Origin of the sequence: Rhizobium favelukesii, from assembly GCF_000577275.2 — a bacterium.
Taxonomy (GTDB): Bacteria; Pseudomonadota; Alphaproteobacteria; order Rhizobiales; family Rhizobiaceae; genus Rhizobium; species Rhizobium favelukesii.
The window spans coordinates 3079570-3102402 of the sequence record NZ_HG916852.1 but is presented as its reverse complement, the minus strand read 5'-3'; the positions used below and the strand labels follow the sequence as shown (position 1 = coordinate 3102402).

Here is a 22833-nt window from a genome sequence, read left to right as displayed (position 1 = left end):
CCGGGACCCTGCGGCGAATTGATTCACCCAGGGCTGCTCAGATGCCCCCGAAATCACCACCGATTTTGTACAAAGTCGAGCTGAGGACGCGACTGAACTTGATCGGATGCTTCAGCAGCGACAGCTTGCCGGTCGGCGGGGCGACATTGCAAACCGTGACCCTGTTTGCTTCCGAAAGCAGCACGATCATGCTTTTAGTCGCGTGCGAGAAGCCGTTTTGTGGCGGAGGCAACTGGCCGATCGCAACGATATGACATGTCATGCGGGAGGCTACCTCTTTGCGCCTCCCGACTATCGCACCGGCGCAGGAAAATACAATCTCCCTCGCGCCGGTCCAATGCACTGGCCGTGCAGCGAACCTTGCGTCAGGCGGCCGCCGTCGCCGGGCTGCTGTCGAAGGCAAACCCCTCGTCGGCCCAGCCGGTCATTCCGCCGATCATGACCTTCACCTGGAGCCCGAGCCTGGCGAGGCGGAGAGCGGCCTTGTCGGTGCCGTTGCAATGCGGGCCGGCGCAATAGACGACGAACAGGGTATCTGCGGGCCATTGCGACATGCGATGCGCCGTCATCTTGCCGTGCGGCAGGTTGATGGCACCCGGTACGTGGGAGGCGGCATAAAGTGCGGGAGAGCGAACGTCCAGCAGTACGAAGCCACTGTTGCCGGCGGAAAGCGATGCGTGGACGTCCCAGCAATCGGTCTCGAAGGCGAGCTTGCGGGCATAGTAGGCGGCGGTGGCCTCCGGAGAGAGGGCAGGGGTTTCGGCGACGAAGCTTGGCATGGCATGTCCTTTCGGTTCGAGTTGCCGCCGACCATCGCCGATGTTATGGCTTGGCGAAATTGGCCAGAATGACGGTTCGCGTAAAGATCATGCCAAATGCGCTGAAGGGACCCCATGTCGCGGTGCTTGCCTATGACGGCCTGTGCACCTTCGAGTTCGCCATTGCCTACGAGGTGTTCGGTCTGTCGCGTCCGGAAATGGGCAAGGGATGGTATCGCTATTCGGTCTGCGCGATAGAGCCGGGACCGCTTCGTGCCGCCGGCGGGCTGACAGTTTCCGTCGATCATGGGTTGGAGGTGCTTGAGGAGGCGGATTTGATCGTCGTGCCTGGCTGGCGCGCGATCGATGCAGAGGTTCCCGAGGCAGTCATCGATGCTTTGCGCTCAGCCCATCAGCGTGGTGCGCGGATCATGTCCCTCTGCTCCGGTGTTGCGGTGCTTGCCGCCACCGGGTTGCTTGGCCATCGGCGGGCAACCACGCATTGGCGCTACGTCGCCTCGATCTCGGAACGCTACCCCGATATCAGCTTCGATGCCGACGTGCTCTACATGGACGAGGGCAGTATCCTGACGGCGGCAGGCAGCGCCGCCGGTATCGATCTCTGCCTGCATGTGGTTCGTGGCGATTTCGGCACGGAGGCTGCCAACAGCGTCGCGCGGCGCCTGGTTCTGCCGCCGCATCGCGAGGGCGGGCAGGCGCAGTTCATCCAGGCGCCGGTGCCGCAGAAGCGCGAGGGCATCCGGCTCGGCCCGCTGATCGAGTGGATGCGGCAGCGGCTGGATGAGGAGCAGCCGATCAGCCTGCTCGCGACGAAAGCCGGGATGAGCCAGCGAACCTTTCAGCGCCGGTTCGAGAGCACCACCGGGATCAGCGTCGGTGAATGGCTGTTGCGCGAGAGGCTTCGCCATGCGCGCGAGCTGCTGGAGAAACAGATCGGCGCATCCCTCGACGACATCGCAGCTTCCAGCGGCTTTGGGACGCTGGCGACGATGCGCCATCACTTCCGCAAGCGGTTGGGCACGAGCCCGGGGGCCTATCGGAAGATGTTTGCGACCGGCCGCGGTTGAGGCCCTGATATTGGCCTTCTAGCCCCTCCTCGTTCCTGTGCTTGTCACAGGAAACCAGCAGCTGCGGGTCTGCGCGGCGAGAGATTCATAAGGTCGTCCACAGGAGGCGGGTCGCGCTCAGCACGCAATGCCGCGGCGTCAATTCCGCCGCGGCGTTGCAAGTCGATTACTCCGCGGCCTGGCGGGCCATCGGGTTGTTCGGATGGGTCGTCCAGTTGGCGTAGTTCGGATCGACGATCTTGCCGGTGCGCTTGTCGAGGTCGCCGGCGGGGAGCTTTTCCATGGTGATGCAGTTCTCGACCGGGCAGACGTTGACGCAGAGATTGCAGCCGACGCATTCGTCGTCCATCACCTCGAAGTGGCGCACGCCATTGACGAACTGGGTAATCGCCTGGTGCGAGGTATCTTCGCAGGCGATGTGACAGCGGCCGCACTTGATGCAGGCATCCTGATCGATCTTCGCCTTGGCGATGTAGTTGAGGTTGAGATACTGCCAGTCGGAAACATTCGGCACTGCGCGGCCGGTGATATCGTCGAGATTGCGGTGGCCCTTGGCGTCCATCCAGTCGGACAGACCCGTGATCATCTCCTGCACGATCTTGAAGCCATAGGTCATCGCTGCCGTGCAGACCTGCACGTTGCCGGCGCCGAGCGCCAGGAACTCGGCGGCATCGCGCCAGGTCGTTACGCCGCCAATACCCGAGATCGGCAGGCCGTAGGTTTCCGGATCGCGGGCGATCTCGGCCACCATGTTGAGCGCGATCGGCTTGACCGCCGGGCCGCAGTAGCCGCCGTGGCTGCCACGTCCGTCGATGGACGGCTCCGGCGAGAAGGTGTCGAGGTTGACCGCGGTGATCGAGTTGATCGTATTGATCAGCGAGACCGCGTCGGTTCCGCCGGCCTTGGCAGCGCGCGCCGGCTTGCGGATGTCAGTGATGTTGGGCGTCAGCTTGGTGATCACGGGCATGCGCGTGTACTGCTTGCACCAGCGCACGACCATTTCGATGTACTCCGGCACCTGCCCGACCGCGGAGCCCATGCCGCGCTCGGACATGCCGTGCGGACAGCCGAAATTGAGCTCGATGCCATCGGCGCCGGTTTCCTCGACCAGCGGCAGGATCGATTTCCAGGCGTTTTCCTCGCACGGGACCATGATCGAGGCGATCAGCGCCCGGTCCGGCCAGTTCATCTTCACCTGCTTCATTTCGCGCAGGTTGGTGTAGAGGTCGCGATCGGTGATGAGCTCGATATTGTTCAAGCCCAGCAGGCGGCGGTCGGCGCCCCAGATCGCGCCGTAGCGCGGGCCGTTGACATTGACGACCGGCGGGCCTTCCTCGCCGAGCGTCTTCCAGACGACGCCGCCCCAGCCGGCCTTGAAGGCGCGTTCGACGTTGTAGGCCTTGTCGGTCGGCGGTGCGGAGGCCAGCCAGAACGGGTTGGGCGACTTGATGCCGACGAAATTATTGCGGAGATCAGCCATTGTTCATTCTCCCCTTCACGCGACGGCAACGGCCGGCTGCGCACCGGCAGCAAGCATGCGGTTGATGGATTCGGCGGCATCGCGGCCCTGCGCGACGGCCGAGACGGTGAGATCGTCACCACCGAAGACGCAATCGCCGCCGGCCCAGATGCCGTCCAACGACGTCTTGCCTTGCGCATCGATGGCGATGCGTCCGGACTCCATGCGCAGCGCGCCGAGGCCGGCGGCATCGAAGGTCTGGCCGATCGCCTTGAAGATCTGGTCGGCGGCGATGACCCCGGTCTCGCCGGTTGTCGACAGGCGGCCATCGACGAGCTTGGTATATTCAACCTCGATCGCGGCGACCTTGCCGTCCTGTGCGAGAATGGACTTCGGCGCCAGCCAATGGCGGATGATGACGCCCTTCGAGGTGGCGAGATCCTGCTCGAACTCCGAGGCGTTCATATGTTCCTTGCCGCGGCGATAACAGATCGTCACTTCCTCTGCGCCGAGCAGCTTGGCCTGCACGGCGGCATCGATTGCCGTCATGCCGCCGCCGAGAACGACGACGCGGCGGCCGATCGCAATCTCGCCCTTGCTTGCGGCCTGGCGCAGGCTGGCGATGAAGTCGACGGCATCATCCACGCCCGGTAGATTTTCGCCTTCGAGACGTAGCGCATTGACACCGGCAAGGCCGATGCCGACGAAAACGGCGTCATATCGCGATTGCAGATCGGCGAGAGAGAAATCACGGCCAAGTTGCTGGTCGTGGCGGACTTCAATGCCGCCGATCGCCAGAACGTAGTCCACTTCCTGCTGCGCGAAGTCGTCGACTGTCTTGTAGGTGGCGATGCCATATTCGTTGAGGCCGCCTGACTTCGGCCTTCCGTCGTAGATGACGACGTCATGGCCCTTCACGGCGAGGCGATGGGCAGCGGCAAGACCTGCCGGGCCCGCGCCGACGACGGCAATCGTCTTTCCGGTCAGAGCGGGGCGGCTGTAAAACTGCTTGTCTGCCTGCATGGCCGTGTCGGTGGCGTAGCGCTGCAGGCGGCCGATTTCGACGGGTCGCTCTTCTGCCGTGTTGCGCACGCAGGCCTGCTCGCACAACTCTTCGGTGGGACAGACGCGAGCGCACATGCCGCCCAGGATATTCTGGTCGAAGATCGTCTTGGCCGATCCGAGCGGATTGCCGGTGGCGATCTGCCGGATGAAGAGCGGAATGTCGATGGAGGTGGGACAGGCCGTCATGCACGGCGCGTCGTAGCAGAAATAGCAGCGGTCGGCTGCCACCAGCGCCTCGTGCTTGTCGAGGCGCGGATGAAGATCGGAGAAGTTCGACTCGTACTCGGCGGGCGAAAGCCGGCCTGCACGAATCCCAGTTCCCAGTCGTTCCATTGAAGTTCCCTCATTATTGGTAAACGGCCAGTAGGGGGAAGCGTAACTCAGGTTAAAAAATTTATCAAACGGTAAAATTTTTGCGATGCATGCCGTTTATCATATTGTTTTAATGGGGCTATTTTTGCTGGTTTCGGAGCGCCGTCCGCCCTTGGCCGCGTCCTTGAAATAAAAAATGAAAAAATCGATTTTTTCTCGTCCGTTCGGGGAACCATTCGGATACTTGCCCGTTACTGCGGTATCCGAACGATGACCGCATCGACCCAACATGCGCGCCCCCAAAACATCGTTCGGACCTACTCACGGTCCCCTCCCGATGAGTGAAAGAACAGCCGGTGCGCCGCCCTCGCACTGGCTGTTCTTCGTTTAGCGCATCGCTGCCTGTCGAGGAGGACGCCGGAGAATCTCGAACTCGGCGTCAGGGATGACCAGATGATATTCGATCCGGCCTGGTACCAGCGTGAGTTCGGCCTTGCCGTTTACCGAGGAGGGGACGACGCGCTCGAGCACCGTCTTGCCGAAGCTGTTGTCGCTGAATTCATGAATCTCTGTCGGATCGCACAGCGTCTCCGACCATGAAACCTCGATTGCCTTTCGCCCGGCAGAGGCCACTTCGTGGCAGCTCAAGGTGACAGCAGGTTTGCTGCCAGCGATCGCTCCATAGGAAGCCGAATTGACGATCAATTCGTGCAGCGCCAGGCCGACATGCACGGCGGCATTGGGTGTCAGGTGGACGTTTATCCCGGAGATCGGCAGCGGTCCTGCGGTCTCAGGCCAATAGGGGGCGAACTGCTTTTCAGCCAGTTCGAACAGGAAGGCACCGCGCCAACTGGAGTCAGTAATCAAGTCCTGCGAGTTCGAGAGCGATTGCAATCGCCCGCGGAATTTCGCCAGAAAGCTATCCAGCGATATGGTGTTACGGGCCGTTTGTGTGGCGATGCCCTGAATAATGGCCAGAAGGTTCTTCGAGCGGTGCGATAGCTCGCGAAGAAGGGACTTCAGCACCTTTTCGCGATGCCGTGCCTCCGTCACCTCGGATATGACGGAGAGGATGCCCATGGCGTGATCCGTGCCAGCGCGCTGGATCTTCAGTTCGTACGTGCGCATTTCCCCGTCGATCGAAATGTCGACCTCGGCTGTCATCTGCTTCCCGGTTTCGAATACCTGCTGCTTCAGCTTCTCCAGGTTGCGCCCATGTGTCTCGCCGAAGAGATCTGCGTCAGTTCCGCCCGGTATTGCAAGCGGCTGAAAATACGCAGGAAGGTTATCGGCATAGATGATCGACAGGCCAGGATCCTGGTAGATCACTGAAATCCCGGCACTTGCGAGCGCGCGCTGCAGTAGAACCACTCTGCCTTCCGGCGCGAAGGACATGCCGGGCACTGGTTCATTCCTGTTCACCTAGTCGCCTTTCCCATTTTGATCTTTCCTCACGGCGGAGGAGGGTGCCCATTGATCGGGAAGCTTATCCTAGAAGAAAGCGCTAAAAAAAAACCTTAAGGCCGGAAAAGCGTTCCAGATTCACCGAAACGCATTCCCGTTCCCTTTGTTCCTCAAGTCGCCATTTCTTCAGGCGGCGGCCTTGGTGGATTGGTTGAAGAAAAGTGCCTGACTGATCAATGCCTTGACCATGTCCGGATTGAACGGCTTCGTGACCAGGAAGGTCGGCTCCGGCCGTTCGCCCGTCAGCAGTCGCTCGGGAAAGGCGGTGATGAAGATCACCGGCACGCTCGCAGTCTTGAGAATGTCGTTGACCGCATCGATGCCGGAGCTGCCGTCGGCAAGCTGGATATCTGCCAAAACCATGCCCGGCCGGGTCCTGTTATAAAGCGCAACCGCTTCGGCATGCGTACGGGCGATGCCGGTCACCCGGTGGCCGAGGCTTTCCACCATTTGTTCGATGTCCATCGCGATCAGCGGCTCGTCCTCGATGATCATGACGTCCGTGGCAACCTGGCGAGAGATTTCGCGCGATGCGTTGTCGAGCAGGCTGACGACTTCGTCCTCTTCCACGCCCAGGATCTCGGCAATCTCTCCAACCCGGAAGTTCTCGACGGAGGCGAGGATAAAAGCCTGGCGCGCGAGCGGCGAAACCTTGGCGAGGTTCAGCGTTGCGCGCTGCTCCCACGCGTAAGGCGAGGCAGGTTCAGGGATCTGGACTGTGACGGAACCAAACAGCGTGGTGAAAAGTTTGTACAATGCAACGCGGTCATCCGCGGTATCCGGGAAAATGGATATATCGGTAATGATTGCCTCGAGGACGGCGGCTACATACGCGTCGCCCGACGTTTGCGTTCCAGTAAGCGCGCGGGAATAACGACGCAGATAAGGAAGGTGCGGCGCAATTCGAGTCGAAAGTGTCATTTATAGCTCCCAATAGGCCGGTGAGAGGCCTCAATGGCGATTAAAACGCCACGGACTGTAAAAATGTTCCTGATATGTAGGAACTTTTTTTTCTCAGCAGCATTATCGTGCCTACAAACAGAGGGCTCATCGCATTTGTTTCATGACACGCGACGGGATGTTCGCCAATCAGCCGGCCCAAGCGGCTGATGTAGTTAAGACGAACTTAATCAAGGCGACGTGGCAGAACGGGCGGATAACGAGTAAAGTGACGATTGATGACGACACGCAAGAATGAAAAAGATCGGCAGCGGCTGGAAATGCGCGCAAGCGATATCCTGGACCCGAACAGCCAGATCGGGGTGAAGTTACGATCGCTTTATGCTGCCGTGCAGGAAGAAGCGATTCCGGAGCGCTTTCTCGATTTGCTCGAGAAGCTTGACCAGGCTGAACTGGTCGCTTCGGCCAAGGCCGCGAAGTAAGGTGGCTCCATGGAAAAGCAGCAACCAAGCTTCAAGCGCGAACTCCTTGCGTCGCTACCGAGTCTGCGAGCCTTTGCCATCTCGCTGATTGGCCGGCATGACCGGGCGGACGATCTTGTTCAGGACACGATCATGAAGGCCTGGGCAAAGCAGGATCATTTCGAGATGGGCACCAACATGAAGGCCTGGCTCTTTACGATCCTGCGCAACGAGCTTTACAGCCAGATGCGCAAGAGCGGACGCGAAATCCAGGATAGCGATGGCTTGTTCACCGAGTCGATGGCGATGCACCCGTCGCAGTATGGCGCGCTCGATCTTCAGGATTTCAAGAAGGCGCTCGATCAGCTGCCCCCGGACCAGCGTGAAGCGATCATTCTGGTCGGCGCATCGGGGTTCTCCTACGAAGAAGCCGCGGAAATCTGCGGATGTGCCGTCGGCACGATCAAGAGCCGCGTCAATCGTGCCCGCCAGCGTCTCCAGGAACTGCTTCAGATTTCCGGCGAGGCCGATTTCGGGCCAGATGCAACATCCTCGCCGCTGACGTCCAAAGCCTTCGCCTTCTGACATGCCCAGCTCGACCCAAAAAGGCCGGCTGCCTCACGGCGCCGGCCTTTTTTCGGGTGAACGGCCGGCCTTTTTTCGGGTGAACGATGGAGTGTCAGTCGTCGTTGCGCTTGGAGCCCAAGAGGTTGGCCGCGACCACGGCTGCGAGAACACCCGCCGTCAGCAACGGCTGGGCGCGGATGAGGCCTATACCGGCGGCCGCAAGCGATTCCAGCGCCTGTCTGCGCTCCGCCGCACGGCGCGCTTCCTGCGCATTGATCACCATCATGATAACGAGGACGACGATCGCGATCAGCAGCGCTGCGGCAGCCAGGAATAGCGCCGCGCCTATGGGTCCATAAATGCCGGAGAGCCATATCGCGCCGGCAACGACGGCGAGTGTATAGGCGGTCAACAAGAGTACGACGGCAATCGCCACGAAAATACCGTTGCGCTTCGTCCGCGCAACGGTTCGGTGAACACTCGTGCCTACCAGCAGGCTGAGGAGCGAAAAGAGCATCTCGTCTCCTTAACGGCGGGCAAGGAGGGCGAGGACAAGCCCGAAGGCTGCCGCCGCCCCGATGGTGGCTACAGGGTGCCGGCGTACCGTGTTGCGCACTTCATGCGCGCCGCGTAGGTAACCCCCCCGCAATTCGTGGATCAGGTCCTCGCTGCGGGAGAGTAGATCGTCGTAGCCGGCTGCTGCCTGATAGCGAAGTCGATCACCCGACTTGCGCGATTGCTTTCCAGCGATCTTCGTCAGGGCCGCGATGTCGTCGCGAAGAGTTTCGATCTGCTCTTCGATGGTGGATTCAATGTTGTGAAGCGTGCCGCCATTGCGCCGGCTGCGGAGGGGGTGGAGGAGCGAAGAGGCCACGATTTTCTCCATCGGTAAGGCGCGCTCTACGCGGCCTGGTTCAACACAGGGCCGCCGCCGAAGGTTGCATGAAGATTGTCGCCCGGCAATGACCCACATCATCAATTGCTTAACGCGGCCGCTTCTCAAAAGTTCCGCTACGCTGGATTGTATCAGGTCTGAACTGCACTGTGGGCAAGGACGAAGGGTGTGCCGTCCGCTGGAACCTGGTTGATCCGCAGGGCACAGCCAAAGACGGTTTCCATGGTCTCATCCGTCAGCACGTCGCGGACGCCACCAGCCGCAGCCACCTGCCCTGATTTCATGAGGATCATCTCGTCGGCGAAGAGCGCAGTCAGGTTGAGGTCGTGCATGACTGCGATGACGCCGCCGCCAGCTTCGCAGAATTTGCGCGCCAATGTCATGATGGTCAACTGATGGCTGATGTCGAGGCTCGATACCGGCTCGTCGAGCAGGAGCCAGCACGGCTTTCCGTCGATGACCGGCTCGGCGATCTGGCACAGAACGCGGGCGAGCTGTACGCGCTGCTGCTCACCGCCCGAAAGCTCCTGATAGAAGCGTCCTTCGAAGCCCTCGAGGTCGACAGCCGTCAGTGCATTGGCGGCAATCTGTTCTACTTTATCAGGGTTACGATTGACGCCAGTGGTCAAGCCCATCCGGACCACTTCGCGCACCATGAACGGGAAGGAGATGGTGCTTGCCTGCGGCAGCACGCCACGCATCGTCGCCAGCTGCCATGGCTGCAGCGCGCTCACATCCTGCCCATTGAGGCGAATGGTGCCCGCGTAGGGGAGTTCGCCCGAGACGGCCTTCATCGTGGTCGTCTTGCCTGAACCGTTCGGACCGGCAATCGCCGTCAGCTGACCAGCCCGTGCGGTAAAGCCGACCTGACGAACGATGGTCTTGCCGGAAAGGCGTACGGAAACGCCGGATACTTCGATCATTGCTCGATACTCAAAGGGCAAGGCGTGCGCGATGCCGCAACAGAATCCACAGGAAGAACGGGCCGCCGACGGCCGCCGTAATGATGCCGATCGGCAGTTCGGCCGGCGCGACGATCGTCCTCGCAAGGACATCGGCGAAAATCAGCAACGAGCCGCCGAGAAGGGCGGAGGCTGGCAGCAGGAAGCGGTGATCGGGGCCGATCGACATTCGCAGCACATGCGGAACCACAATGCCGACGAAACCGATGCCCCCACTCACCGCGACCGAAGCACCAGTTGCAGCGGCAACGCTGACGATGGCGATATTCTTCAGCCGCTGGACGGGGACGCCCATGTGAAAAGCCGTCGCTTCGCCGAGCGTGATGGCGTTCAGGCCCCGGGCCATGAACGGTATGGCGGCAAAGGAGAGAAGAATGATTGGCGCTGCGGCGGCAATCTTTGCCCATGTCGCTCCAGCAAGTGATCCCATCCCCCAGAAAGTGAGGTCTCGCAGTTGCTGATCATTGGCCATGTAGATCAAAAGCCCGGTGAGCGCACCGGCAAGCGAGCCGAGCGCGATGCCGGCAAGCAGCATCGTGGCAACCGAGGTCTGGCCGTACCCAGTTGCGATCCGGTAGAGCAGCCACGTGCTGGCGAGGCCGCCGCAGAAGGCTGCGATCGGCAGTGCGTAGATGCCGAGCAGCGTGTAGAGCGGTGCGGCAAAGGTGCTGGCGAGCACGATGATCACCACTGCGCCGAGACTGGCCCCTGAGGACACGCCGACAAGTCCAGGATCGGCAAGCGGATTGCGGAACAGGCCCTGCATGATGGCGCCCGAGACGGCAAGCGATCCACCGACCAGGAAACCCAGGATCGCGCGGGGCATGCGGATATCAAAGATGATGATCCGATCGCGTGCGTTCAGCGCATCATCTGAACCGGCCACCTTGGCAATGACGTCGAGGAACGAGGCGTTGGAAGCGCCCGTTGTCACCGAAAACAACAGGGACAGGACGGAGCCGACCGCAAGCAGAACGATCGCCAGCAGGGCGAGGCGGCTGCGATCGCCCGTCCTGTGACGCTCCCGCAGACCTGTCAGCGAAAACATCGCACGCTTCTGTCCCATGGCGTCCTGAAGAGCCATCGTCAGTTCCCGTAGATCGCCGCGTTCAACTCACGGACGGCGCCTGCAGTGCGGGGGCCGAAACCAAGCAGGTGCAGGCCGTCCATACGGACGATCGCCTTGTTCTGCGCCGCCGGTGTCAGGGCCAGTGCGGGCTGCTTGAGAAGGTCTTCATTGCCAGTACCCGAACCATCGCCGCGGTTCATCATCAAAATGACGTCGGGCTTTGCTTCCACGATCGCTTCGTCGGTCAGCGGCTTGTAGCCGGGGACGTTGCCCACGGCATTGACGGAGCCCGAAAGCTTGATGATGCCGTCGGCGGCAGTGCCGGTACCGGATGCCATGATCTTGCCGCCCTGCATGCTGAGGATAAAGAGGACACGCTTGCGCTCGCTTTCGGGCCGCTTCTTGGCGTCGGAAATCGCCGCGTCGAGGTCTGCGCCGACCCTTTCTTCCAATGCCTTTGCCTTGTCCGGCTGCCCAAGAAGTTCGCCGACGCGGTCGATCTTCGCGAGGATGCCCTCACGCGTATAGGCATTCGGGACGGTCTCGAACGGAACGCTGGCGCTCTTTAGAACATTCAGTGCTTCCGGAGGTCCGGATCCTTCGATGGCGATGATGGCCGTCGGGTTCATCGCAAGGATGCCTTCCGGCGACAGGGCGCGCATGTAGCCGACGTCGGGCAGCTTCATCGCCGCTTCGGGATACATGCTCGTCGTGTCGCGGGCGATCAACCGATCCTGCTCACCCAGCGCGTAGACGATCTCGGTGACGTCGCCGCCGACCGATACGAGGCGCGTCGTATCCAGTTTCTCGGCCGCCAGGGAATCCGAGACGGGAGCCAGCGACAGCACGATCGCCGCCGCCGAAAACGCCAGTGCCCAAAGCCGCTTGTGGCGCGGTTCCTTACGCATCTTCAACCCCTTCTCACGCCGCGACGCTTGTTCCTGTGCGCGGCAGGGTTTCCATGATGGAGCGCCAGTCGTCGCGCTCCTCGGTGCCTTCCTTCCGCTTGCCGAAGAACTGGATGATCATTTCGCCATCGGCATTGTATGCCTCGAGCGAGGTCACATGGCCGTCCTTCGTCGGCTTGCGCACGGCCCAGGTCTCGGCAATGTGATCCTGACGAAGGTGCAAGTGGAAGGTCGGATCGAGAACGTTGATCCACGGACCCATCGGCTGCACGTTGACGATCGGGCCGGAATGGATCTGGACGATTCCGTTGTTGGCCACGAAGCACATGACAGGCAGGCCTGCCTTGACCGAAGCGTGCATCATCTCTGCCGTCGCCGTGTTGTCGAGCTGCCAGGCATAGTCGTCGCCGACAGTGCGGACGGCGACCTGGCGACCGATCTTCAGCTTGCGCAGCATCCCAAAGAACTCATGCGTGTCGGTGAGCTTGCTCCAGTGCTGGCGTAGCTCGTCACGCGTGACCTCGCCGCTCTCGTTTATCGACGAGGGTGTCGGATCGGCGACGAATTCCTGCGACTGATCCTCAAGCGTCAGATCCCGGACGATGGCGTGATAAGCCTCGACATTCGAGTTCGGGCGAAGATGGACCTTGTGAACTGCGTTTCCAGCCTTGTCGAAGTATTGCAGGCTGAGACGCTCCTGTTCGCCGTCTCTCTTGGAAACAGCAAAGCCGTGCGCCCAGCGATTGGGGAAAATGCGCAAGTCGATGTTTTCCCCAAGGACGATCGAGGCGTGCGGTCCGGCGGTGATGTTTTCGTAAACGCCGATCTTCTCGTGAACGGCGCTTTCGTTGCGAGAAAGGGCCATGACCTCGCCGAGTTCAGCGACCCGCTGCAGAAGCTTCAAAGCGCTGCCATCGATGCGGGTTGCGCTGATGCCAACCTCGGCCGCGACGAGCGCGGCTTCGGAAATCTGAAGCTGAGCCGCGATATCGCGCTCACGCATCTTCGGATTTTCTGCGCGAAATGCGCGAATGTCGGCGGGAGCCGGTTTCGTGGTCTCAGTCATGTCCTAGCCCTACTTATTGAGAATGAGTTTGCCCTGACGGGTGATTTTCATGCGGTAGACCACGCCATCGTGACGGATCATGATCTCGGTCGCTCCGCGAAAAATGTCTGCACTTTCCAAAACGCGCATTTCTGCCGTTGGTTCGCGCTGCAGCGACGCGTGACGAAAGGTATCTGGCTTCTCAACCATCATTGTCGGTCGGTTATGTCCGCTCGATCCGCGGCGCCCAACGCCGGGAAAATCCATAATTATCTTGACTCTCATAGTCATCATTTTTTAATGACGCAATAGCGGAGTTTGCAACTCAAGTTTAGAGTCTGATGATGGAGGAAATAGCAGTGAGCAAGATTGCAGCGCTTTTGACGAGCGGTCTGATCGTGGTTGCGAGTGCGTCACAGGTTCTTGCTCAGGATGCTGCAGCGGCGTCGCCGGCCAAAGCCCTCGAGGTCGAGCTGAACGGCCTCGCGCCCTCGCAGAAGGGCTGCACGATGACCTTCGTTGCGCTCAACAATCTCGCCGCGCCGATCAACAAGATCTCCTTCGAGCTTGCTTTCTTCAACGACAGGAATGCGGTCGACCGGGTGACCGTGTTGGACTTCCGCGATCTGCCGCAAGGCAAGAAGCGCGTGCGCCAGTTCGACATGCCGAACGTCACATGCGAGAGCGTGACGCGCCTGTTGATCAACGATGCGCCGGTTTGCGACGGCCCGGCCACGGGAGAGTGCATGAAGGGTCTTGTCACCCGTTCACAGGTTTCCATTCCTTTCGAGGGTTGAGTGGTTCGCCGGCATGACAGCCGGCGGCTTTCTGTTTCAACGGGCCGAGGCAGGCACAAATGGCAGTTTCAGCAAAATCCAAATCGAGAGTCATTCTCGTTGAGGAGCCGGTCGCCGACAGCGGAATGAACGACAACAATCCCGGCATGCATCCCGGGCATGAATTGTCGGATCTTCGTAACGTGCCGCGCCAGCCGGCCGCCGAGGTCTCCATCCACTACGCCCGCCTGGCATTGATTGAATCCTTCCCGCAGGATCCGCAGAGTGCGAGCAACACCGTCACTGCCGCGCCATCGATGGATGCCAGCGTCGAAAAGGATGAGAGCGCAAGACCACATCAGCGTCATGCGGTGATGGCTTGTCTCAGCTCTCTTGCTTGCCATGTGGCTGTCATCGCGATCCTGGTCGTCGGGTTCGTGGTCACACCACACGATCCGGTTGAAGAGGCCGGCGAGGTGGTGAGTGTTATTATCCTTGGCGATTCAGAGGCGGACCAGGCGGCCGCAGGCGAAAAAGCTGAAGAGCCACCGCCTGAGGAGATCGTGGCCGAGACCGTTCAGACGCAGACTGTGCAGCCGACTGCGATGATGCCGACGGAGACAGAGCCCAAAGAACCGGTGGCTGTTGCGCCGGCGCAAGAGGTCACGCGCGTTTCCCCGGAAAACGTCGTTGCCGCGCAATCCGAAGTCCTGACCTCGCTATCGCCTGCCGAGACATCCGTGGTGCAGCCGATGGCGACCGAAGTGCCGCCGGAGGTTCCTGCCGAGACGCCTCCCGTTGCCCAGGCCGCACCGCAGGAGGTTAAGCCGGTCCAGCCGATGGAAACAGCGGCGGTCGCTCCGCAACCGGATAAGCCGACGCTTGAACCCAAGCCGAAGGCGCAAAAGCCTGTCAAAAAGCCGGTCGAGAAGAAGGAGCCGCCGAAGAAGGCAAAACCATCTGCGGGGTCGGGCGGTGAAAACAAGCAGGACTCCAAGAAGGGATTGGTGGACGGAACGGAAACGGCAACGTCGAGCCAGAACTCGCGCGGCGCTGGCAACAGCGGCGGTGCAGGTAGTGCGGTTGTCGCCAACTATCCCGGCAAAGTGCGGTCCCGCGTTCTCCGTGCGCTTAGGGTTCCCTCCGCGCTAAAGCGCGAGCCAGCGAGCGTCTCGCTTAGCCTGACAATCGTTTCCTCAGGCGCCTTGAGCAGCGTTAGAGTCGCGCGAAGCTCGGGAAACCCGCAGCTGGATCAAGTGACTGTCGATGCCGTCCACCGCGCCGCACCGTTTCAGCCGCTGCCCGCGGGAAAACCGGCTTGGTCGTTTACTCTCCCGTTTCAGGTTGGGGGGCGCTGATAAAATATGACTGTAATAATCAACTTTATACTTTACTCTAAAAATCAAGTTTAATAAGGTCCGCTCGCACACGCAGGGTTCGTGTGACGATCAACGAGCGAACGGGTGGGCAATGGCTCGAAAGACGAAGAAGGGTTCCAACCGCGAGATCCGCGTCAATGCGAATATCGAGACGGTTCAGGAAGCGTCCGGGCGGTCCAAACTTGATGGACGCAGTTTCCTGTATGTCGGCGGACGGGACTGCCAGGTGGCGCATCTTCGCCAGATCGCAAGCAACTTTGGGGCAGAGCTGATCCACCACGACGGTGGTTTGCGCGAGGCCGTCTCCCGCATCGATACCGTGCTTCCCTCGGTCGACTGCGTCTTTTGCCCGATCGACTGTATCAGCCACGATGCCTGCCTGCGCGTGAAGACGGGCTGCAAGAAATTCGGCAAGGCTTTCATTCCGCTTCGAAACGGCAGCAAGTCCAGTCTGGAACGCGCGCTGCAGACAATGAACGAACGAGACAATTCCCGATGAATGGAGAACGCCCTGACGGGGTCATGATGATCGGCCTGCACAAGCTTGCCGCTCAAAGAGGTGACGGCCTTATGCCGGAGCTTTACGATCTGCTGCTGCGCAATGTTGAGCGGCGGACAGACTATCCCAACGTATCGGAGTTTCCGCTCTTGGAGGCACGGACGCCCGGGCAGCAGCCGGAAAAGCCGCTTGGTTTGGAGGCTGCAAACGGCAATAATGTTGTGGCCTTCGCGCCTGAGCGCGCTGGCGTGAAAGGCAAAGGGTAAGGATCCTGCCATGTATATTGCGATGAACCGCTTCAAGGCTGCGATCGGATCGGAGGCATCCTTCGAGGATGTCTGGCGCAATCGCGATTCCAGCCTCTCGCAGGTTCCAGGCTTCGTCGAGTTCCGCCTGCTGCGGGGCAGGACGAATACGCAGGAGGATTACACGCTGTTTTCCTCGCACACCCTCTGGCAGAGCGAGGAGGACTTCGTGAACTGGACGAAGTCCGAAAACTTTCGCGCCGCACACCGCAGTGCCGGTGAGCGCATGGCAATGTACAAGGGGCCGCCGGTTTTCGAAGGCTTCAACGTCGTGGCCGGCATCTGAATGGCCGAGCAGGACCCGGATCGTGTCGAAGTCCTGCCGGTGCTGCCATCGCCGAGACGCTGGCCTTTTATCGTGACGATCTTGGCTTCGACCGGATCATCCACCAGTCTCCAGACTGTCTGATCCTGCGTCGCGACGAGATGGAGTTGCAGCTGGCGCGCGAGCGAGCGCTATGCGAGGCGACGGCCGTCTACTGCGTGGCGGTCGAATTGCCGCGCTGCATGCCGAATAAGTGCCTCTGACCCCGCTCGAGCGACGGCCTTGGGGTATGGAAGAATGCTATATCCATGACCCGCATGGCAATCTGCTTTCGGTTTGAGCGCATACCCGTCAGCTCATCGATCAGCCTCGGCGGATGAAGGCGCCCACCGCGATCGCCAGCCAGCCGAACATCATGGCAAATCCGCCCGTGGGTGCGGCCATCGGAAACAAACCGGAACCCGCATAGCGCAAAGCGACGAGATCGCCGGCAAACAGAAGTGTACCAGCACCTATCAGTATGCCGGCAAGCCATGCGGTCCTCAGCTTCTCGGCGCCGATGGCAAGGGCAAGCAGGGTAGGACCGTGCGCCAGGCACATTGCCGAGGCCGAAGCGACGAGATGCGCGTCGTCGCCGCCATGCGCTGCGGCAGCCGCCAGCGCCACGCCGGCAAAGCCGAACAGGCCGGCAAACAGATAAAGTAGCGGCGCAATACGCGCGTTCAGCGTCATGGCTGGTCCTATTCCTTGTTCTGCATGTGATATGCGAGCCGTTCGATGGGCGGCAGGATGATCTCGCGCAGCTTCGGATTGGCGATGGTTTCCTCAAGTGCGCGGCGAAAGCAGAGCAGCCATTCGTCGCGTTCCACGGGACCGATCTTGGCAACGAAATGTCGGCTTCTGAGGCGTGGATGGCCGCGCTTGTCGGTGTAGAGCGGTGGGCCGCCGAAATACCCTGTCAGGTATTCGTAGAATTTCTCCTGGCTGCCGTCCAGTGATGGCGGATGGACGGCGCGGACATGGTGGGCCTCGGGCAGCGTATCCATCAGCTCATAGAAGCGGTGCGCCAGCGCACGCACGGCCGCGCCGCCGCCAATTGCCTCGTAAAGGGTAATGACTTTTTCCGTCACGGTTACATTCCTCGAAATCCAACTCTTAATGCACTGCGAGGAAGACGACCGCAACCGCCTGGATCAGTACGCGGCAATTCGCCCGTCGCCGGTCTGCCGGTGACAAATTTCTTGACAAAACCGTCTGGACGGTATCTTTTATGGAGATGTCACTCGCTCATCATCGCCGCAAACAGCCTCTCATTGTGCGCCAGCAGTTGCTGGATGTGGCCGCTCGCCTGACGATGGAGCACGGTATGGCTGCTGTGACACTGGATGCCGTGTCCGGCGCCTCAGGGGTCAGCAAGGGCGGACTGTTGCACCACTTCCCGACGAAGAATGCGCTGCTGGATGCCCTTTTCGAAAGCCTCCTGGATCGTTTTGACGCTGATATCAATGATCGCATGCGTGAAGACCCGGTGCCGCATGGCCGTTTCAGCAGGGTCTATCTGCGTGCCGTCGCCGATCTCAGGGAGAGTTCCGACGAGGCGGCCCATTGGGCTCAGGTCACGGTCGCGTTGCTTGCTGAGCCACGGCTTCGGCATCGCTGGCGCGCGTGGGTGCAGGAGCGGACGGAGGAATACGTCGGCACGGATTCGTCCGTCGATGCGCAGATCGTTCGGTTTGCGGCTGACGGCCTCTGGCTTGCCGACATGCTCGGCAGCCATGACAACGGCGGCGATCGGCATGCGCTGATTGCCCGTCTCGTCGAACTCACCAACAAGTAGAGTAGGACCCCGCCATGGCTCCCGCTGTCGTCTACGCGCTGCTCTTTGCTGCGATCGCGCTGGAGGTCATTGGCACGACGGCGCTGCAATTGTCGCAGCAGTTCACCCGCGTCGGGCCGACGGCTGTTCTGGTCATCTGCTACGCTGCCGCGTTCTATTGCCTGTCGATAACGCTGAAGGTCATTCCCGTCGGCATCGCCTATGCAATCTGGAGCGCGCTCGGCATCGTGCTGATTTCCGCTGTCGGCCTCATCTATTTCAAGCAGCGGCTCGATGCGCCGGCGATCATCGGGCTGGGGCTGATCGTCGTCGGCGTGCTGGTGGTCAATCTTTTCTCAAAATCCGTCTCCCATTGATTTCGCCCGCATCCGGGATCATCTGGCGCGCCACCTTGACCCGCTGCGATCCCCCGAATGTCGTCGCGACATTTGACCGCCGCCGCGCGGGCTTGTGAAAAATGGCGCCATATCCATATCTTCTTGAACTTTTCACAGCCTATTCTACGAATTGGACAACCCATGACCGACGGTACCGCTGACGCAGACCTTTCTGAAAATCCATCCGCAACCAAGGGCCAATCCTTTAACACTGCCGGCATCGCGCCGATGGATCGGCCGAGCGCGATCACGCGCTTCTTCATGGGTATCGTCGCATGGGCCGAAAAGCTGAACTTCAGATATGCCGAGCTCGGCAATCCGCCGGTCTATGATACCACGACGTTCCCCTGGGCCGCCGAGATGGAGAAGGCGTGGCCGCAGATCCGGTCCGAACTGGACCGTGTGCTCGTGCGGCAGAGCGAACTGCCGACATTCCAGGACATCTCGACTGACGTGAAGACGATTACAAGTGATAGCGGCTGGAAGACATTCTTCCTCGTCGGGTTCGGTGTGACGTCGCAACAGAACATCAAGGCGTGCCCGCAAACCTGGGAGGCGGTGCAAAAGATACCGGGATTGAAAACCGCCATGTTCTCGATCTTCGAGCCCGGCAAACACCTGCCGGCGCATCGCGGACCTTACAATGGCGTGCTTCGCCTGCATCTCGGCATAATCGTACCGGAACCGTCGGACAAGCTTGCTATCCGGGTGAAGGACCAGATCTGCCACTGGCAGGAGGGAAAAGTCCTGATCTTTGATGATGCTTATGAGCACGAGGCCTGGAACCACACCGACAAGACGCGCGTGGTGCTCTTTGTCGACTTCGTGAAGCCTTTGAAGTTCCCGGCCAGCTTCGTCAATTGGGTGCTGATGAACCTCGCCGTGTTCACGCCCTTCATTCGTGAGGGGCTGGATAAGCACAAGGAATGGGAAAAGAAGTTCTACGCGGAAGCGGAAGCCTTCAGAAACAGACCGCAGAATTAAACGCCGATCGCTGGACGAAAAGAGGCCGGGCCATTTTTCCGGGATCGATCGAGAGCCTCACGCCACAATGCGTCTGGAGTTCACGTCGATGTGGCTGTTTTGATGAGCGCACACGCCTATTCGGCTTGTCCGGGACCGGCCGACAGCGACGCCTGTCAGTTGCTGTTGGCTGCCATCAGCCTGCGCTTCCGGCTTCGTTGCCAGGTAGATCACATGATTGTCTGCTGCATCTGCGAGATGAAGAGCGATTTCCTCTTCCCGCATCCCGCCGCTACCGCGCGACGGACAATATCGGTGACCGCCACTTTACAGACAGCTTCGCATTCTCGCGAGCGTCGCATATCTTCGGCGCTATATTTCGGAGAGCGGATGCTTGTCATGGCCGCAAGGTGCCACAATCAGAGACGTTTTCAACAGGATGCTCATAGAGTGGTTAGCCGGTACGGTTAAGTGCATGAGGCCGGTTGAGACGCGGCCGCCTGGCCGCATCAAAAGGAAAACGGCGGCCGCGCATGCACTCATATGGTACTTCCAGCACTGCTGATATGGGCCGTTTTCGTTAAACAATGCTTTCGCTCTCGAATGAGGTTTTCCTCACAACGACACTCCACCGGTCGCTCTCAAATTTCCGAACATGAATTAGGTCAGTATTTGTCTGAAAGCTGCCACCAGCTGATCGCACTCAGCATCTGTCCCAATGCTGATACGAAGATAGTTTTCTATGCGTTCCATGGGAAAATGCCGGACCAAGATTGCTTTGTCCCGTAGTCCCGCGGCCAAGTCCGCACCGGATTTTTCGGGATGCCGTGCAAATAGAAAATTGGCGGATGATTCAAGGACGTCAAAACCAAGCCCTTGGAGTGCCACGGTTAGGCGCTCCCGGCTCGCCACAATCAAATCGCGGTACTGGCGAAACCAATCTTCATCTTCCCAGGACGCAATTGTTCCGGCCAAAGCGAGCCTATCCAGCGGATAGGAGTTGAAACTGTCCTTGACCCTTTCCAGTGCTTCAATCAGCGGCCGTTGTCCAACGGCAAAGCCAACGCGGAGCCCGGCGAGGCCCCGAGATTTTGAGAAGGTCTGAACAACAACAAGGTTCGGATATTCTTTCACGAGCGGGATGGCGCTTTCACAGCCGAAATCCACATATGCCTCGTCAATGACGATCACTTGATCGGGATGTTGCCGGATCAAGGTTTCTATTTCAGAGAGCGGTCGCGCAATGCCTGTTGGTGCATTGGGATTCCGGCAGGATGATTGCTCCGCAAGATTGCCGGTAGTCCTCAATTCGAACCTGCATGTTTTCATCGAGAGGAATTCGACGGAAATGTATTCCGTACAGGCGGCAGTACGTTGGATAGAAGCTGTAGGTTATGTCGGGAAAAAGCAGCGGCTCTTCATGGTTGAGAAGGGCATGGAAAGTATGTGCCAGAACCTCGTCCGAGCCGTTTCCAACGAACACTTCATCGGGATCGCGGCCATAACGCGCAGCAATCACCTCGCGCAGTCGCAGGGCTGTCGGATCCGGATAGAGCCGGAGAGTATCGTTTGCTGCCTCTGCGATCGCAACGAGGGCGCGGGGCGATGTGCCGTAAGGATTTTCATTGGTGTTTAATTTGACCAAGCCGCTCATTGTCGGTTGTTCCCCCGCAACGTAGGGGGTCAAGGAGTGAACCAGCGGACTCCAAAAACGGCTCATTGTAACGTCCAGTTCAGTCCTGTCGCAAATATCCCAATCAAAGCGGCAGTTTAACGTCTGATTTTTGCATCGTCGCAAAATCGGAGTCCGGCGGCAACCGGCTCAACGAAGATGTCTTCGGCAGGTAGCACCAATAAAATGGACCATCAGCAAGCGGTTCAGGCGCTTGCTGATGGTGCGATTCCACATGGGGCAGGCTGCCCGCGATTGCCGGGCTTTTTGTCTGCTGTTGCTCAGCTTGCCTTTGGCGGCGCGGTGGTTCTGGGTGCGCCCGGATTGTAGCCGCCGCCGATGGCGACGTTGAGGGAGACATAGTCCTTGGCCATCTGCTGGATGGAGGCGGCCAGGCTCGCCTGGGCCAGCGATACCTGGCGCTGCGCATCGAGCACGTCGAGCAGCGAGGAGGCGCCGTCCTTGTAGCTGGCGGTCGACAGTTCCAGGGTTTCCTGGGTCGTCTTGACCTGGGCGCGCAGCGCTTCCACCGTCTGGGCGTCGCGGCGCACCGCCGACAGGGCGTTCTCGACCTCTTCGACAGCAGTCAGCACCGTCTGCTTCCAGGCCAGATACTGCGTCTTGGCATCGGACTTGGCGATGTCGACATTGGCGCGCAGTTGACCGCCGTCGAAGATCGGCAGCGTCAGGGTCGGGCCGAACGACCAGGTGGTCAGGCTGCCGCCGGAGAAGCCGGCCGGCTTGACATAGGTCGGCGAGATCGAGCCCGACAGGGTGATCGTCGGGTAGAGCTGCGAGATGGCGACGCCGATATTGGCGGTAGCCGCCGCCAGATTGCGCTCGGCAACGCGAATGTCGGGCCGGTTGCGGATCAGGTCGGCCGGGATGCCGGAGGCGATGCCGCCGCGGAAGATCGGCTGCGGCGCGGCCTTCAACAGCTCGCCGAGCAGCGAGCCGGCCGGCTGGCCGAGCAGCGTGGCAATGTGGTGGGCGGCGACGCGGATATTGGTCTCCAGCCCGGGGATTTCGGCCTGCGTCGACTGCACCAGACCTTCGGCCTGGACGACGTCGAGGCGCGAGGCGGCACCGGCTTCGAGCTGGAACTGGGTCAGCTGGTAGGTTTCCTTGCGCGACTTCAGGTTGGCGCGCGACAGCGCCAGGCGCTCCTGGAAGAAGCGCAGGTCGATGTAGGAGTTCACCAGGTCCTGCAGATAGGTGAGCTTGGCGACGTCGGCGCTGGAATAGGCGGCATCGAGGCTCGCCTGGGCGCTTTCCTTCGAGCGCCGGTACTGGCCGAACAGGTCGAGCAGCCAGGAGACGTTGGCTTCGCCGCCGCTGATGTTGGTGGCGCCGCTCGCCGTGCGGCGCTCGCCCATGCTGCCGCTGGTGGTGTGGCTGGCGCCGACCAACAGGCTCGGCAGCGAGCCGGCCCCGGCAACGGTGACGCCGCCGGCAGCCGCATTGATGCGCTCCAGCGCCTGCTGAACCGTAAGGTTCTCGTTCAGCCCGTCAACCACCAGACCGTTCAGCCGGGTGTCGCGATAGGCCGTCCACCAGGCCGCCGTCGACACGTCGCCGATGTTCTTGGCGCCGCCCTCGCTGAACTTCGCCGGAAGCGGCATCTCCGGGGGAACATGGTCCGGGCCACTCACACAGCCCGACAGAACAGACAGTGCGGCAAGGATTGCATATCGGCGCATAGGGTCTCCAACGGGATGCTCGGCGATTCTCTAAGAAACTATTACCGCCTATGGTTAATTTTTAACTTCCTCAAGACCCTTTAACCACAGTCCTGAAGGAAAGCACA

General features: G+C 60.4%; 27 protein-coding genes and 2 pseudogenes. 12 read left to right on the top strand and 17 right to left on the bottom strand.

Translation table 11 applies throughout. The annotated features are described in order from the left end of the window. Window positions 1-37: 37 nt before the first annotated feature. On the bottom strand, window positions 38-262 hold the full coding sequence (locus LPU83_RS53960) for a hypothetical protein (RefSeq protein WP_037069976.1): 225 nt from the start codon (window positions 260-262) through the stop codon (window positions 38-40). A gap of 103 nt (window positions 263-365) precedes the next feature. Next, window positions 366-779: a rhodanese-like domain-containing protein gene (locus tag LPU83_RS53955; protein WP_024315706.1), complete on the bottom strand. Its 414-nt coding sequence runs from the start codon at window positions 777-779 to the stop codon at window positions 366-368. Between the two features lie 68 nt (window positions 780-847). On the opposite strand from LPU83_RS53955, the gene ftrA reads away from it, so the two are divergent. Next, window positions 848-1846 carry a transcriptional regulator FtrA gene (gene ftrA / locus LPU83_RS53950; RefSeq protein WP_024315707.1) on the top strand — a complete coding sequence of 333 codons (999 nt, stop codon included), beginning with the start codon at window positions 848-850 and terminating at the stop codon, window positions 1844-1846. 166 nt (window positions 1847-2012) lie between these two features. On the opposite strand, the gene preA is transcribed toward ftrA, so the two are convergent. The 4 genes from preA to LPU83_RS53930 form a co-directional block, all read right to left on the bottom strand. After that, entirely contained in the window at window positions 2013-3326 is a 1314-nt protein-coding gene (gene preA, locus LPU83_RS53945) for an NAD-dependent dihydropyrimidine dehydrogenase subunit PreA (RefSeq protein ID WP_024315708.1), read from the bottom strand. A gap of 15 nt (window positions 3327-3341) precedes the next feature. After that, window positions 3342-4703, bottom strand: coding sequence for an NAD(P)-dependent oxidoreductase (locus tag LPU83_RS53940; RefSeq protein WP_024315709.1), 1362 nt, complete (start codon window positions 4701-4703; stop codon window positions 3342-3344). A 366-nt stretch (window positions 4704-5069) separates the two neighbouring features. Further along, window positions 5070-6077 (bottom strand): sensor histidine kinase, encoded by a 1008-nt coding sequence (locus LPU83_RS53935; RefSeq protein ID WP_082321229.1) that lies wholly within the window; start codon window positions 6075-6077, stop codon window positions 5070-5072. A 195-nt stretch (window positions 6078-6272) separates the two neighbouring features. Further along, the gene (locus tag LPU83_RS53930) at window positions 6273-7067 is read right to left on the bottom strand and encodes a response regulator (protein WP_024315711.1); all 795 of its coding nucleotides are present in this window, start codon (window positions 7065-7067) and stop codon (window positions 6273-6275) included. A 299-nt stretch (window positions 7068-7366) separates the two neighbouring features. Here LPU83_RS53930 and LPU83_RS53925 point away from each other — a divergent pair, with 299 nt between their 5' ends. Both LPU83_RS53925 and LPU83_RS53920 read left to right on the top strand, forming a co-directional pair. After that, window positions 7367-7528 carry a NepR family anti-sigma factor gene (locus tag LPU83_RS53925; protein WP_225039840.1) on the top strand — a complete coding sequence of 54 codons (162 nt, stop codon included), beginning with the start codon at window positions 7367-7369 and terminating at the stop codon, window positions 7526-7528. 9 nt (window positions 7529-7537) lie between these two features. Beyond that, entirely contained in the window at window positions 7538-8092 is a 555-nt protein-coding gene (locus LPU83_RS53920; protein ID WP_016554882.1) for an RNA polymerase sigma factor, read from the top strand. Window positions 8093-8186: 94 nt separating this feature from the next. On the opposite strand, the gene LPU83_RS53915 is transcribed toward LPU83_RS53920, so the two are convergent. From LPU83_RS53915 to hemP, 7 genes are all read right to left on the bottom strand, one after another. Beyond that, the gene (locus LPU83_RS53915) at window positions 8187-8591 is read right to left on the bottom strand and encodes a hypothetical protein (RefSeq protein WP_024315713.1); all 405 of its coding nucleotides are present in this window, start codon (window positions 8589-8591) and stop codon (window positions 8187-8189) included. Between the two features lie 9 nt (window positions 8592-8600). Then, window positions 8601-8960: an ElaB/YgaM/YqjD family protein gene (locus tag LPU83_RS53910; RefSeq protein ID WP_176703586.1), complete on the bottom strand. Its 360-nt coding sequence runs from the start codon at window positions 8958-8960 to the stop codon at window positions 8601-8603. Between the two features lie 140 nt (window positions 8961-9100). Beyond that, complete coding sequence (locus LPU83_RS53905; RefSeq protein WP_029710125.1) at window positions 9101-9892, bottom strand: heme ABC transporter ATP-binding protein; 792 nt, start codon at window positions 9890-9892, stop codon at window positions 9101-9103. Window positions 9893-9902: 10 nt separating this feature from the next. After that, window positions 9903-11015: a FecCD family ABC transporter permease gene (locus LPU83_RS53900; protein ID WP_024315715.1), complete on the bottom strand. Its 1113-nt coding sequence runs from the start codon at window positions 11013-11015 to the stop codon at window positions 9903-9905. 2 nt (window positions 11016-11017) lie between these two features. After that, the gene (locus LPU83_RS53895; RefSeq protein ID WP_037069968.1) at window positions 11018-11914 is read right to left on the bottom strand and encodes a heme/hemin ABC transporter substrate-binding protein; all 897 of its coding nucleotides are present in this window, start codon (window positions 11912-11914) and stop codon (window positions 11018-11020) included. Between the two features lie 7 nt (window positions 11915-11921). Then, a complete protein-coding gene (locus LPU83_RS53890; RefSeq protein WP_024315717.1) occupies window positions 11922-12974 on the bottom strand; it encodes a hemin-degrading factor in 1053 nt (350 codons plus the stop codon). A 9-nt stretch (window positions 12975-12983) separates the two neighbouring features. Next, entirely contained in the window at window positions 12984-13166 is a 183-nt protein-coding gene (gene hemP, locus LPU83_RS53885; protein WP_024315718.1) for a hemin uptake protein HemP, read from the bottom strand. A gap of 131 nt (window positions 13167-13297) precedes the next feature. Here hemP and LPU83_RS53880 point away from each other — a divergent pair, with 131 nt between their 5' ends. From LPU83_RS53880 to LPU83_RS74215, 6 genes and pseudogenes are all read left to right on the top strand, one after another. Continuing rightward, a complete protein-coding gene (locus LPU83_RS53880; protein WP_374046218.1) occupies window positions 13298-13750 on the top strand; it encodes a hypothetical protein in 453 nt (150 codons plus the stop codon). A gap of 59 nt (window positions 13751-13809) precedes the next feature. Continuing rightward, window positions 13810-15087, top strand: coding sequence for a TonB family protein (locus LPU83_RS53875; RefSeq protein WP_024315720.1), 1278 nt, complete (start codon window positions 13810-13812; stop codon window positions 15085-15087). A 112-nt stretch (window positions 15088-15199) separates the two neighbouring features. After that, window positions 15200-15607: a DUF2325 domain-containing protein gene (locus LPU83_RS53870; RefSeq protein ID WP_024315721.1), complete on the top strand. Its 408-nt coding sequence runs from the start codon at window positions 15200-15202 to the stop codon at window positions 15605-15607. Next, a complete protein-coding gene (locus tag LPU83_RS53865) occupies window positions 15604-15873 on the top strand; it encodes a hypothetical protein (RefSeq protein ID WP_024315722.1) in 270 nt (89 codons plus the stop codon). Before LPU83_RS53870 ends, LPU83_RS53865 begins: the two co-directional genes overlap by 4 nt. A gap of 10 nt (window positions 15874-15883) precedes the next feature. Next, a complete protein-coding gene (gene hmuQ, locus LPU83_RS53860) occupies window positions 15884-16198 on the top strand; it encodes a heme-degrading protein HmuQ (RefSeq protein WP_024315723.1) in 315 nt (104 codons plus the stop codon). Then, window positions 16199-16557, top strand: a pseudogene (locus tag LPU83_RS74215) (VOC family protein). On the opposite strand, the gene LPU83_RS53850 reads toward LPU83_RS74215, so the two are convergent. Next, window positions 16541-16909, bottom strand: a complete 369-nt coding sequence (locus LPU83_RS53850) for a DUF423 domain-containing protein (protein ID WP_024315724.1) — start codon at window positions 16907-16909, stop codon at window positions 16541-16543. The pseudogene LPU83_RS74215 and the gene LPU83_RS53850 sit on opposite strands and share 17 nt — an antisense overlap. Window positions 16910-16917: 8 nt before the next feature. Beyond that, window positions 16918-17307, bottom strand: a complete 390-nt coding sequence (locus LPU83_RS53845; protein ID WP_024315725.1) for a group II truncated hemoglobin — start codon at window positions 17305-17307, stop codon at window positions 16918-16920. 146 nt (window positions 17308-17453) lie between these two features. Between LPU83_RS53845 and LPU83_RS53840 the strand changes: the two genes are divergently transcribed. From LPU83_RS53840 to olsC, 3 genes are all read left to right on the top strand, one after another. Next, complete coding sequence (locus LPU83_RS53840; RefSeq protein ID WP_024315726.1) at window positions 17454-18014, top strand: TetR/AcrR family transcriptional regulator; 561 nt, start codon at window positions 17454-17456, stop codon at window positions 18012-18014. Window positions 18015-18028: 14 nt separating this feature from the next. Continuing rightward, window positions 18029-18370, top strand: coding sequence for an SMR family transporter (locus LPU83_RS53835; protein WP_024315727.1), 342 nt, complete (start codon window positions 18029-18031; stop codon window positions 18368-18370). A gap of 162 nt (window positions 18371-18532) precedes the next feature. Beyond that, window positions 18533-19375, top strand: a complete 843-nt coding sequence (gene olsC / locus LPU83_RS53830; RefSeq protein ID WP_024315728.1) for an ornithine lipid ester-linked acyl 2-hydroxylase OlsC — start codon at window positions 18533-18535, stop codon at window positions 19373-19375. Between the two features lie 639 nt (window positions 19376-20014). Here the strand turns inward: olsC and hisC are convergent. Then, window positions 20015-21074, bottom strand: a pseudogene (gene hisC / locus LPU83_RS53825) (histidinol-phosphate transaminase). 233 nt (window positions 21075-21307) lie between these two features. Then, window positions 21308-22726 carry an efflux transporter outer membrane subunit gene (locus LPU83_RS53820; protein WP_024318038.1) on the bottom strand — a complete coding sequence of 473 codons (1419 nt, stop codon included), beginning with the start codon at window positions 22724-22726 and terminating at the stop codon, window positions 21308-21310. Window positions 22727-22833 lie beyond the last annotated feature (107 nt).

Excerpts from the sequence above, each read along its gene's own strand:
- LPU83_RS53960 (WP_037069976.1), bottom strand. The coding sequence starts at position 262 with ATGACATGTCATATCGTTGCGATCGGCCAGTTGCCTCCGCCACAAAAC.
- LPU83_RS53955 (WP_024315706.1), bottom strand. The coding sequence starts at position 779 with ATGCCAAGCTTCGTCGCCGAAACCCCTGCCCTCTCTCCGGAGGCCACC.
- ftrA (WP_024315707.1), top strand. The coding sequence starts at position 848 with ATGACGGTTCGCGTAAAGATCATGCCAAATGCGCTGAAGGGACCCCAT.
- preA (WP_024315708.1), bottom strand. The coding sequence starts at position 3,326 with ATGGCTGATCTCCGCAATAATTTCGTCGGCATCAAGTCGCCCAACCCG.
- LPU83_RS53940 (WP_024315709.1), bottom strand. The coding sequence starts at position 4,703 with ATGGAACGACTGGGAACTGGGATTCGTGCAGGCCGGCTTTCGCCCGCC.
- LPU83_RS53935 (WP_082321229.1), bottom strand. The coding sequence starts at position 6,077 with ATGTCCTTCGCGCCGGAAGGCAGAGTGGTTCTACTGCAGCGCGCGCTC.
- LPU83_RS53930 (WP_024315711.1), bottom strand. The coding sequence starts at position 7,067 with ATGACACTTTCGACTCGAATTGCGCCGCACCTTCCTTATCTGCGTCGT.
- LPU83_RS53925 (WP_225039840.1), top strand. The coding sequence starts at position 7,367 with ATGCGCGCAAGCGATATCCTGGACCCGAACAGCCAGATCGGGGTGAAG.
- LPU83_RS53920 (WP_016554882.1), top strand. The coding sequence starts at position 7,538 with ATGGAAAAGCAGCAACCAAGCTTCAAGCGCGAACTCCTTGCGTCGCTA.
- LPU83_RS53915 (WP_024315713.1), bottom strand. The coding sequence starts at position 8,591 with ATGCTCTTTTCGCTCCTCAGCCTGCTGGTAGGCACGAGTGTTCACCGA.
- LPU83_RS53910 (WP_176703586.1), bottom strand. The coding sequence starts at position 8,960 with ATGGAGAAAATCGTGGCCTCTTCGCTCCTCCACCCCCTCCGCAGCCGG.
- LPU83_RS53905 (WP_029710125.1), bottom strand. The coding sequence starts at position 9,892 with ATGATCGAAGTATCCGGCGTTTCCGTACGCCTTTCCGGCAAGACCATC.
- LPU83_RS53900 (WP_024315715.1), bottom strand. The coding sequence starts at position 11,015 with ATGGCTCTTCAGGACGCCATGGGACAGAAGCGTGCGATGTTTTCGCTG.
- LPU83_RS53890 (WP_024315717.1), bottom strand. The coding sequence starts at position 12,974 with ATGACTGAGACCACGAAACCGGCTCCCGCCGACATTCGCGCATTTCGC.
- hemP (WP_024315718.1), bottom strand. The coding sequence starts at position 13,166 with ATGATGGTTGAGAAGCCAGATACCTTTCGTCACGCGTCGCTGCAGCGC.
- LPU83_RS53880 (WP_374046218.1), top strand. The coding sequence starts at position 13,298 with ATGGAGGAAATAGCAGTGAGCAAGATTGCAGCGCTTTTGACGAGCGGT.
- LPU83_RS53875 (WP_024315720.1), top strand. The coding sequence starts at position 13,810 with ATGGCAGTTTCAGCAAAATCCAAATCGAGAGTCATTCTCGTTGAGGAG.
- LPU83_RS53870 (WP_024315721.1), top strand. The coding sequence starts at position 15,200 with ATGGCTCGAAAGACGAAGAAGGGTTCCAACCGCGAGATCCGCGTCAAT.
- LPU83_RS53865 (WP_024315722.1), top strand. The coding sequence starts at position 15,604 with ATGAATGGAGAACGCCCTGACGGGGTCATGATGATCGGCCTGCACAAG.
- hmuQ (WP_024315723.1), top strand. The coding sequence starts at position 15,884 with ATGTATATTGCGATGAACCGCTTCAAGGCTGCGATCGGATCGGAGGCA.
- LPU83_RS53850 (WP_024315724.1), bottom strand. The coding sequence starts at position 16,909 with ATGACGCTGAACGCGCGTATTGCGCCGCTACTTTATCTGTTTGCCGGC.
- LPU83_RS53840 (WP_024315726.1), top strand. The coding sequence starts at position 17,454 with ATGTCACTCGCTCATCATCGCCGCAAACAGCCTCTCATTGTGCGCCAG.
- LPU83_RS53835 (WP_024315727.1), top strand. The coding sequence starts at position 18,029 with ATGGCTCCCGCTGTCGTCTACGCGCTGCTCTTTGCTGCGATCGCGCTG.
- olsC (WP_024315728.1), top strand. The coding sequence starts at position 18,533 with ATGACCGACGGTACCGCTGACGCAGACCTTTCTGAAAATCCATCCGCA.
- LPU83_RS53820 (WP_024318038.1), bottom strand. The coding sequence starts at position 22,726 with ATGCGCCGATATGCAATCCTTGCCGCACTGTCTGTTCTGTCGGGCTGT.